Origin of the sequence: uncultured Paenibacillus sp. (genome assembly GCF_963515335.1) — a bacterium.
Taxonomy (GTDB): Bacteria; Bacillota; Bacilli; order Paenibacillales; family Paenibacillaceae; genus Paenibacillus_I.
On sequence record NZ_CAUPYC010000098.1, the window covers coordinates 1 to 10,199 of the forward strand.

Annotated in this window: 9 protein-coding genes; all 9 read left to right on the forward strand. The window is 53.2% G+C overall.

What is annotated here, in order from left to right; genetic code table 11:
• Positions 1-406: cache domain-containing protein (locus RWM61_RS19380; RefSeq protein WP_314003890.1), on the forward strand; the 406-nt coding region annotated here is incomplete at its 5' end.
• Entirely contained in the window at positions 403-1,098 is a 696-nt protein-coding gene (locus RWM61_RS19385) for a histidine kinase (RefSeq protein ID WP_314003892.1), read from the forward strand. The genes RWM61_RS19380 and RWM61_RS19385, both read left to right, overlap by 4 nt.
• A 41-nt stretch (positions 1,099-1,139) precedes the next feature.
• On the forward strand, positions 1,140-1,598 hold the full coding sequence (locus RWM61_RS19390; RefSeq protein WP_314003894.1) for a carbohydrate ABC transporter permease: 459 nt from the start codon (positions 1,140-1,142) through the stop codon (positions 1,596-1,598).
• 184 nt (positions 1,599-1,782) lie between these two features.
• Positions 1,783-3,174: an extracellular solute-binding protein gene (locus RWM61_RS19395; RefSeq protein ID WP_314003896.1), complete on the forward strand. Its 1,392-nt coding sequence runs from the start codon at positions 1,783-1,785 to the stop codon at positions 3,172-3,174.
• A gap of 14 nt (positions 3,175-3,188) precedes the next feature.
• On the forward strand, positions 3,189-4,115 hold the full coding sequence (locus RWM61_RS19400; RefSeq protein ID WP_314003898.1) for a sugar ABC transporter permease: 927 nt from the start codon (positions 3,189-3,191) through the stop codon (positions 4,113-4,115).
• Positions 4,115-4,933 carry a carbohydrate ABC transporter permease gene (locus tag RWM61_RS19405; RefSeq protein ID WP_314003900.1) on the forward strand — a complete coding sequence of 273 codons (819 nt, stop codon included), beginning with the start codon at positions 4,115-4,117 and terminating at the stop codon, positions 4,931-4,933. Before RWM61_RS19400 ends, RWM61_RS19405 begins: the two co-directional genes overlap by 1 nt.
• Positions 4,934-4,965: 32 nt before the next feature.
• Positions 4,966-7,143 carry an ADP-ribosylglycohydrolase family protein gene (locus tag RWM61_RS19410; RefSeq protein WP_314003902.1) on the forward strand — a complete coding sequence of 726 codons (2,178 nt, stop codon included), beginning with the start codon at positions 4,966-4,968 and terminating at the stop codon, positions 7,141-7,143.
• A gap of 38 nt (positions 7,144-7,181) precedes the next feature.
• Positions 7,182-8,270, forward strand: coding sequence for a response regulator (locus tag RWM61_RS19415; RefSeq protein WP_314003904.1), 1,089 nt, complete (start codon positions 7,182-7,184; stop codon positions 8,268-8,270).
• A 2-nt stretch (positions 8,271-8,272) separates the two neighbouring features.
• Positions 8,273-10,096, forward strand: a complete 1,824-nt coding sequence (locus tag RWM61_RS19420; protein WP_314003906.1) for a sensor histidine kinase — start codon at positions 8,273-8,275, stop codon at positions 10,094-10,096.
• The last annotated feature ends 103 nt before the right edge of the window (positions 10,097-10,199 follow it).

Genomic DNA, 10,199 nt, shown 5'->3' on the forward strand with positions numbered 1-10,199 from the left:
AATGGTGTGTCCAGTTATATTTATCCCGCTCTGTGCGGGTTTACTGAATACTTACCTGGGCATTTATTTATTTAACCAAAAAGGGGACATGGTGGATTATTTCACCCCCTCGTCCGCTTTCTTAAGCCGTTCCCAATACGCCGATGCATACCCGGAGGATATGCGTATAGGCTCCGGTCAGCCTACCGTCAACATCGTATACAACAAATGGTTCAAGGAAGATATTCTTCATTACGCCGAGCCTATTTTATTTCACGGCGATACGCCGATCGGGCTGGTCGGGATCGATCTGAAAGTGCAGCCTTTCCGCGGCTTGGTGGAGAAATACAACCTGTTTCCGGGCAGCAAGATCATCATACTTGACCGTGATGACAAGATTGTTTATCACACCGAACGAAGCAATTGATCGACGATGAGTACAAATCCCAGATTGTCCGCAAGGAGGCGGAATTGAAGGCGCTTCAAGTGCAGATCAATCCCCATTTTCTATACAATACGTTGCAAACGATGGGCAGTATCGCCAGCTTGCGGAACGCGCCGGAAATCAAGGCGATGTGCAAGTCGTTAAGCAATATGTTCCGCTACAGCATCAAGATGCGGGACGAATGGGTTCCGGTCAAGGAAGAGCTGACACATGTCCGCAATTATTTGATTATCATCAATAAGCGTTACGGGGATATCCTTCGGACCCGGATCGTGGTCGAAGGGGCCGCGAACCGCTGCTTGATGCCCAAGCTTATTTTTCAACCGATCGTGGAAAATTGCATTGAGCACGGCCTGACTCCGTCCGGCAGGCCGAATAAGTTGCTGAAATTGAAAGTACATGCCGATCACGACAGCGGCTTGCTTATGGTGCATATCATGGATAACGGCGTGGGGATGGCATCCGCCAAAGTGGAGAAATTGAACGGGGATCTGGCCGCCTCATTCTCTCGTTCGACCTTGAGGAAGGATGATTCCATCGGCCTGCTCAATGTTCAGACAAGAATCCGGATGCTGTGCGGACCTGAATACGGTCTATCCGTTGCGAGCAAGGTCGGGTCGGGAACCGTCGTAACGATACGTCTGCCTCTAAGAGGGGAGGAACGGGATGTTTAAAGTGGTTATCGTGGATGATGAAATCTGGCTGAGGGCTGCCTTTGTATGTATTTATGATGAAAACGCAGCTGCTGGACACCTTCTATTCGCTCATTATCGCGTATACCACGTTTATGCTGCCGGTGTGCGTGATGATGCTGAAAGGCTTCTTCGACTCCATTCCCTACGACATGGAGGAGTCGGCGATGATTGACGGCTGCAGCCGTCTCGACATCGTAATCCGCATGATTATTCCGCTTTCGCTGCCGAGCATTATCGCTACCTCGCTATTTGCTTTTGTCGGTGCCTGGAACGAATTTTTGTTCGCGTTTACGTTTATCAACAAGGACGAATTCCGAACGCTTACTCCCGGCCTGTCGCTGCTGCGCGGTCTGTTCACCACAGACTGGGGCAGCCTGATGGCGGCGTCCGTCCTCTCGGTTGTGCCTATCGCCCTGGCGTTCGCATACTTGCAGCGTTTCTTGGTGGCGGGGCTTACGGCGGGATCCGTCAAAGGTTAGCAGGTGAGCGTTATAAGGGTTGACCGCGGGAGGCATAAAGGAATACGCCCAGCTTTCCGCTTCTCTCCGATCAATTTTGTATAGCATTTTGGGCAACTCCGTAGTCTATGCACTTGCCGGCAAATCAAGCATAATAGGAGCATGTAATCGCTTACAATAAAATGCATGGGAGGGTTACCGAGAGATGAAGCGCAGCCTTTATGGGATACTGCTTCTTTTGATGCTCGTATCTATTGTGCTTTCAGCCTGCTCTGGCGGCAGTGCAGGGAATGGCGAATCCGGCGCCGGCAACGGCGCCGAAGCGTCGGGGAATAAGGCGAGCGGTGCCAATGCAGCCGCCGACACGAAAGAAGTCGTCGAACTGACCTGGATGACGCGCCCCCCGAGCAACGATGAGCAGGCCAGGATCCGAAAAGAAACGATAATCGATCCTTTCGAACGAAAGTATCCGAATATCAAGCTCAAGCTGATCGAAAACCAGGATCCCGATCTGCTTACCCGCCAGCAATTGGCGGCAGGAGCCGGTCCGGATATTATCGTCGTTGACGGACCGACGACCTTAATGCAATTCGCATCGGCCGGTTATCTGCTCCCGCTGGATTCATATACGGAGAAGTACGGCTGGAAGAACAAGTTTTACGATTGGGCTTTCCAAACCGGATTCTATGAAGGGAAGCTGTACGGACTGCCCGGTTCGTACGAATCGCTTGTGGTCTGGTACAACAAGGATATGTTCGAGCAAAACGGGTGGAAGACGCCGACCGGCTTTGATGAATTCATGGCGCTGAACGAGCAAATCAAGCAGGCGGGCATTATGCCTTTTGCATTCGGAACCACAGAATTCAGGGCATCGAATGAATGGTGGCTGTCCCTGGTCTATAACTCTTATTTGGGCGCCGACGAATTCAAGAAAGTACTGAAGAACGAAACACCTTGGACCAGCGATCTGGTCAAGCAGGCCACACAAACCTGGGTGGACATTTGGCAGAAGGGTTACATCAACGACAAGCAGTCCCATTCCATTTCGCTGGAGGACGCCTGGTTCCTCTTCAATAACCAGAAGGCCGCGATGAAAATGGAGGGCACATGGGCGCTGGATCGGCTCATTACGAGCCCGCCGCCGTTCGAGACTGATTTCTTCGTGATGCCGGCCTGGCGGAGCGGTGTCGAGCCGACATTGCCGATGGCTCTGGGGGAAGCGGTGGGCATAAACGCCAAAACAAAATATCCCGACGAAACGGCGGCCTTCCTCGATTTCTTCTACGGGGCGGAACGCGCCAAATCCCAGCTTGAGCTTGGGACGTTCATGCCGATCAACGGCATCGACATCGCGCAAGCGCAGACGAAAAGCCCGTTGGTCGAAAAGGTGTATACCGAGCTGAACAGCGCCTTTGAGAAAGGAAACCCGGGATACGCCTCCTGGACATACTGGCCGCCGAGAGCCCAGCAATATTTGTGGGATAACATCGACTCGGTTTTCCTGGGACAAATGACGGTGGACGATTACCTGGCGGAAGCGCAGAAAAAAGCGGATGAAGATGAAGCGGAAGGAATGCTCTTCAAGTTCAATGATTGAGAGGAGAGCCGCTCATGGAAGCGCATATGCACGCTAGTACGGCAGTCAATGCGGCTGATGCCGGCAAGCAAAGAAAGCGCAGGCTGGCGTGGCTGCCGTGGCTGCTGCTGTCGCCGACCTTGCTCCTGTTGTCCGTCGTCATCAGCGGACCGCTCATAGGCACCTTGTTCTTGTCGCTGTCGGACTGGAACGGGATCAATAAGCCGGAATTCATCGGTTTCGCCAATTTCGCGGAGCTGCTGCAGGACAAAATCTTTTATGCCGCCCTTTGGAACAATGTCAAATGGATGCTTTTTTTTCTGACCATCCCGGTCATCATGGGACTCTCGGCGGCCATGTTCGTAAGCAAAGTGACCCGGGGGCAAATGCTGTACCGTACACTTCTGTTCCTGCCTTACATCGTATCGACGGTCGTCACGGCGAAAATATGGCAGGGGATATACAGTCCCTACTTCGGGATTAACACCGTGTTCGAGAAGTGGGGGTGGGATTTCCTCAAGGTTTCATGGCTCGGCGATACGAGAGTCGCGTTATTTTCCGTGGCCGTGGCGGACACGTGGCATTTTTGGGGCTTTCTTGTCGTGCTTTTTCTCGTTGCGCTGCATCAGCTGGACCGCACGCTCGAAGAGGCGGCTACTGTTGACGGAGCGAGCAGGGCCAGAATCGTGTGGCATATCGTGCTTCCCCAGCTTCGCCCGACGCTCGTGCTTGTCTACATGCTCCTCGTCATCTGGTCATTCGCGGCTTTCGACTACGTGTTCGTGATGACGCAAGGCGGTCCGGGCAACGCTTCCGAGCTTATCGCAACCTATATGTATAAATTGGCCTTATACAGCCAAGAGCCGGGTTATGCCAGCGCCATCGCGCTGACCATGGGGCTGTTCAGTCTGATCGTCATCCTCGGTTTCGGGCTCGTGAAGAAGAAAGGCTGGGATGTCTGATGCCAAGGCGTTTCGATTGGAGGCACCTGCCGCTGCTTGCGGCGCTTGCGTTTACGCTTGCGCCTCTCATTCTTCTATTTAATAACGGGCTGAAGCCGCGCGATGAATTTATGGGCGATCCGCTCGGTTTTCCCGGCAGGCTGGCCTTCGAGAACATTGCGGAAGCTTGGACGAAGGCCGGATACGGGCAAGCGTTCTGGAACAGCTTTATCGTCGGCGCCGCAACGATTGTGATCGTCTGCTTAACGGCGGGCATGGCCGCATATGCGCTGTCGAAGCTCAACTTCAAAGGCTCAAATCTTATCATGGGCGTCCTGTTGTTCACGATGTCCATTCCGATGGGGCTGTTTCTCGTGCCGTTGTTCTATTTGTGGAAAAACTTTCAGCTCATGGATACGCTGCAGGGAATCATCCTGATTTACGCCGCGATTTTTCTGCCGTTTAATATTTTTATGCTCCGCTCCTTCTTCGTCGGCATCCCGAATGAATTGCTGGACAGCGGACGCGTGGACGGCTGTAACGAGCTTCGGCTCATGCTGCAAATCGTGTTTCCTTTGGCGAAGCCCGCGTTTTTGACGGCTGCGCTTCTGGTGGGCTTGTGGACATGGAATGAATTTTTCTTCGCCAACGCATTCCTGCAAACGGATGAACTAAAGACGGTGTCGACGCGCTATCTCGTTTTCACGGGACGATTCCAGTCGGATTGGACGCTGATCTCGGCAGCCGGCGTCATCACGATTTTCCCGGTGGTAGCCGCATACATTTTTCTGCAAAGACGGTTTATCGAAGGGATTACGGAAGGCAGCCTGAAGGGCTAGACCGAAAAAATCAGTATGGGGAGATGAGGGGAATGACCACTACGGAAAAAGAAGCGACGGCCGCGGTAACGATTCCCGCCGATTATATCGAACGAGTATACGCCGGCTGGCTCGGCAAGGTGATCGGCGTGCGGCACGGAGGCAATGTGGAGGGCTGGACCTATGAGCGGCTGCAGCGGACGTTCGGGGAAATAACCGACTACCTGCATCAGTTTAATAATTTCGCGGCCGACGATGATACGAACGGCCCGATGTTTTTCCTGCGCGCCCTGGAGGACTATACGCACACGCTGGATATTACCCCGGAGCAAATGGGACTCGCATGGTTGAACTACGCGCCGGACGGCCACGGCTTTTTCTGGTGGGGCGGCTACGGCAAATCGACCGAGCATACCGCCTACCTGAATCTGAAGAACGGCATTGCGGCACCTCGTTCCGGGAGCATCGAGCAGAACGGCCCGGCGGTGGCGGAACAGATCGGCGGACAGATCTTCATTGACGCATGGGGCCTGATTGCACCGAATCAACCGGAGCTGGCAGCGAAATACGCGGACAAAATCGCAAGCGTGTCGCATGACGGAAACGGTAAATACGGAGGCATGTTCATCGCCGCCTGTATAGCGGCCGCTTTCGGGGAGTCTTCCATCGAGGCGATAATAGAGGCGGGCCTGTCCGTCATTCCGCCGGACTGCGAATATGCTTGCGTAACGCGCGATCTGGTGCGTTTCCACAGGGAGCATCCGGATCATTGGCGCGAATGCTTCCAATACGTTCACGATCATTACGGTTATGACAAGTACCCCGGCAACTGCCACATCATCCCGAACTCGGCCGTCATCATTCTGTCGCTGCTGTATGGGAAAGGGGAGTTCACGAGCTCGATCAACATCTGCAATATGTGCGGCTGGGACACGGACTGCAACGTGGCGAACGTCGGCACGATTCTCGGGGTGAAAAACGGGCTGTCCGGCATAGACATGTCCTGGCGCAAGCCGATCAATGACTTTCTCTGCTGCTCGAGCGTCATCGGGACGTTGAATAGTCTGGACCTGCCCTGGTGCGCGTCCTATATCGCACGACTGGGCTACAAGATTGCCGGAGTCCGGCCGCCTGCGGAATGGGCTCCGATTCTTGAGCAAGCCGGCCCCCGTTATCATTTTGAATATCCGGGATCCACGCACGCATTCCGTGTGGACAGCGACGCAGCGGGAATCACGGGATTCGTCGAAAATACCGAGGAGGCGGCGCACAGCGGCGAGCGTTCGCTGAAGGTTGTGTTCGATTACGCCAACGGCGGTTTCGGCTACCGCGCCTATGTCAAAACGTACTATGAGCCGCAGGATTTCAACGACAGCAGGTACGATCCGAGCTTTTCCCCTCTGCTGTATCCCGGCCAAACGATCGAGTGTCATGTTCTTGTACCCGACGGGAAAATTACGGACCTGGCCGCCAAGCTGTACATTAAAGACCGGAACTCGGGAAGGCGGATTTATGGCGAGGAGAAAAAAGTCAGCGCAGATCAATGGGAACAGCTTTCTTTCCGAATTCCTTTCATGTACGGGGTATGCATTTCGGAGGCGGGGGTTGAATTCGTGCCGGTACAGGAAGAAAGGCGTCACTTGGCGCTTCCGTCCTTGATCGCTTATATCGACGACTTCCATTTCTTCGGCGGGCCGGATTATGCAATCGATTTTGCCGGTGAAAGGCTGGAGCCTTGGAACGGTCTCCACGTTGAGGTGAGCCAGTTGACGTTCCTCCGGGGGATATGGACATTGGAGGACGGCGAATTGAGCGGGAGCTATTCGGGCGAGCCGGCTGAAGCGTATACGGGGGATCTGCAGTGGAGGAACTATGCCTTTGAAGCGGAGATGATTCCGAAGCTGGGGGACCATCATCATATCAATTTCCGCGTGCAAGGCGGCATTCGTTCATACGCGGCAGGCTTGACAAAAGACGGACGGCTGGCGTTATATAAAAATGACAACGGTTACACGGAACTTGCGTCGTGCGCGTTCGATTGGGAGCCGGATCAAGCCTGTACGCTTCGTGTGGAAGCGAGAGATAATGTGTTTGAAATTTTGGCCGGGGGCCGGAAGTTGATCACCTATGAGGACACTGATCGTCCCTACCTGTACGGACAGGTCGGTTTCTCCAACTGGGGCGGAAGCCATACCCATTACACGCGTTTTGCCGTAAAGGAACTGGCGTAACGCAAACGCCTGTCGGCCAAGCAAATAAGGAGGGCGCCATGAAAATCGAGATCGTAATTGCGGAAGACGAGCAGAATGTGAATCGCAGCCTTTCGGAATACATTGAGGAACTGGGCCCTCCTTTCAAGCTGGCGGGAAGTGTCTACAACGGTTTGCAGGCGCTGGAGCTCATCAAGAACCGGAAGGTCGACATCCTTTTGACCGACATTCGGATGCCCCGTATGGATGGGCTGGTCTTGATGGATCATGTCCGCCGGCATCAGCCGAAAACCGAAATTATTGTTTTGAGCGGTCACAACGATTTTCAATATGCGCAAAAAGCGATTAAATTCGGAGCGTGCGATTATTTGCTGAAGCCGCTCCGCAAGGAGGAACTGGTTCAAGCCTTTAAAAGGATCGCATCCTTGCTGTATAAAGACGCGGGCTCTTACGTTTCGCTGATGATGCAGCAGCAAAAGTGGGATATGTCCCTGATCCGGATTGAATCGGCGATGTTCGATGAGATCGAGATCGGCAATACGGTCGGAGCCCGTGACGCGGGGCTTCGATTTTTGTCTGAAATACGAAGGAAAGCGGACCATGATCATGTACGCATGATCGGTTACATGACCGACAGCCTTCTTGCGCTTAACAAGCGGCTATCCACTTTCGATAATATACAGACCTACATTGGCCCCAAATGGGATGCGCTGAAAGCGGTGCTTACCCCGCGATTTTCCCTTGAGGAATTGGAGGAGACGGTGCTCGGGTTCGTTATGGATTGCGCTGGAATCGTTAAAAATTTGCGCGAACAGACCAGTCCGGACGTTCTTTATCGCTGCCGAACCATCCTTGAGGAACAGTTCACACGCGATTTGCCGCAGCACGAAATGGCCGAACTGGTCGGGGTAACCGTATCCCATCTGTGCCGGCTGTTCAAAAAGGAATTCGGCGTCACCTACACCGAATATGTCAATCAGCTGCGCATTGCCAAGGCCCGAGAGCTGCTGCGCGTGCCGGGCATCAAGGTAATGGAAATCTCCTCGCGAGTCGGATATCGCAACGTCACGTACTTTACCAGGATGTTCAAGCGCTATACAGGCCTATCTCCACAAGAATACAGGGATAAGCGGGCGATCGGAGAGTGAAATTGAAAAAAGTATTCGATGGTTCGCTATATGCCCGAGCGCTCTGGACCCTTATTCTGCTTGCCCTTTTGCCGCTGACCGTGCTCGGTTTATTCGGCTACCATACATTCTCTCGAATGATGCTGGAGATGATCGCCGAATCCAATTTCCGTACCTTGGATCAGGTTGCGGAAAGGACGGAACGGTTTTACACGGATATTGAGGATATATTAGTTCAGACATCGATACACCCCGGCATTCAGGAGATTGTCCGCAATCGCCCCCAGGAGGAATGGAAGGCCTACCAGCAAGCCCGTTTTATAGCCGAATACACGAATCTGCTGATCAAGAATAACCCGGAAATCAGCAAGATCACCTTGATTAATAAATCCGGTATCAGGTTTGACAGCTTGGGGCGATTCGGTCAGAACAAGTGGATTCCTGTTCCCGAGGCTTACCGCGAGCTGGAAGCAAGATTGACGGAGGGAGGGGAAATTGCGGCCGTCGGTCCGATTTACCGGGATATGGCCGGCGCCTATATGCTGCCGATCGGCAAACCGGTCGTGGATCTGCTTAACGGCAAACAGCTCGGCATTGTCATCGCCGATCTTAACTTGAATGCGGTCAACCGGGAGCTTTCACAAGTCCGGCTGCTGCAGTCCGGAACCGTCGCGTTGATCGGTCCGAATCAGAAGGTGATTTATGATCCTTCCCTGCGCACCGGGGAGTTTGCATCGGATTCGGGATTTCGTAAAGTCAAGGCCGGAAGCTTGTTTATCGAGCGTAATGACAACGGCGAAGATTTTTTGTATTTGCGATTGCCTTTGGCCCATTTGGGCTGGACGTTGTACGGGAAAATTCCGTATGAAGATATAGCCGGAAGAATCGATCGGATACGAAACCTTTTTTTAATATTCTCCCTAGTCATCATCATCGTTATCGGGTTGGTTGCCGTCTCTCTGCGGCGTATCGTGGTTAAGCCGTTAAGAAAGCTGCAGCAGGTTATGAGGCGGGTTCAGACCGGCGAGTTTAACTTTAGGGTGCCTTCCCATCGGAACGATGAAATCGGACAACTCGCCGAAAGCTTCAACCACATGGTCGGACAGCTCGATCATTTGATCCAGCAGGTGTATGAAGTGAAGCTGAATGAATCGCAGGCGCTGCTCTATCAGAAACAGGCGGAATTGGATGCCTTGCAGGCGCATACGACACCCCATTTTCTGTATAACACCCTGAACTCCATCAGCTGGTTTGCGCATCGCAAAGGGGTGAGAGAAATCCAGCTCGTCGTGGACTCGTTGAGTACGATGCTCCGTTACTCGATGGGCCAATCCTCAAAGTTCGTTACGTTGGAAGAAGAGTTCGATTATATCCGATTGTTCGCCAATATTATCGACTTCCGTTATGAAGGCGGATTCCGGTTCAAGTATGATTTGCCCGCGGATTTAAAACAAATCAGGCTGCCGAGGCTTACTATTCAGCCCTTGGTGGAAAATGCGATCAAGCATGGCTATGATGACTTCGACGGAAGCGGCGAAATTCGTATTTCTGCGCTCAGGGAGGAGGATGCCGTCGTGATTACGGTTCGGGATACCGGCTTTGGAATGGAACCGCAGCACGTGGATCGACTGAAAGCGGCACTGCTGGACGGGCTGGCGGATAACGATAACGGCTGGTCTCGGGAGAACCGGCAAGGTGTTTTTGAGGGGGGGACCGGTTTGTTGAATGTTCAGCGCAGAATCCGGCTGTGGTTCGGAGCCTCGTACGGGCTGACAATACACAGCCGGGAGGGGCTCGGCACTTCCGTCAGGGTGGTGATTCCTTTCGCTCAGGATACGATGGCATGAGAATCATCTTGCGCGGTGTCTTTTTCCTTTCTGCACGTCTTGCTATTCTTAAACATGAATTCGGAATGTGGATAACTCAAACCTGTGGATAAGTCTTGCTTAC

Excerpts from the sequence above, each read along its gene's own strand:
- RWM61_RS19395 (WP_314003896.1), top strand. The coding sequence starts at position 1,783 with ATGAAGCGCAGCCTTTATGGGATACTGCTTCTTTTGATGCTCGTATCT.
- RWM61_RS19400 (WP_314003898.1), top strand. The coding sequence starts at position 3,189 with ATGGAAGCGCATATGCACGCTAGTACGGCAGTCAATGCGGCTGATGCC.
- RWM61_RS19405 (WP_314003900.1), top strand. The coding sequence starts at position 4,115 with ATGCCAAGGCGTTTCGATTGGAGGCACCTGCCGCTGCTTGCGGCGCTT.
- RWM61_RS19410 (WP_314003902.1), top strand. The coding sequence starts at position 4,966 with ATGACCACTACGGAAAAAGAAGCGACGGCCGCGGTAACGATTCCCGCC.
- RWM61_RS19415 (WP_314003904.1), top strand. The coding sequence starts at position 7,182 with ATGAAAATCGAGATCGTAATTGCGGAAGACGAGCAGAATGTGAATCGC.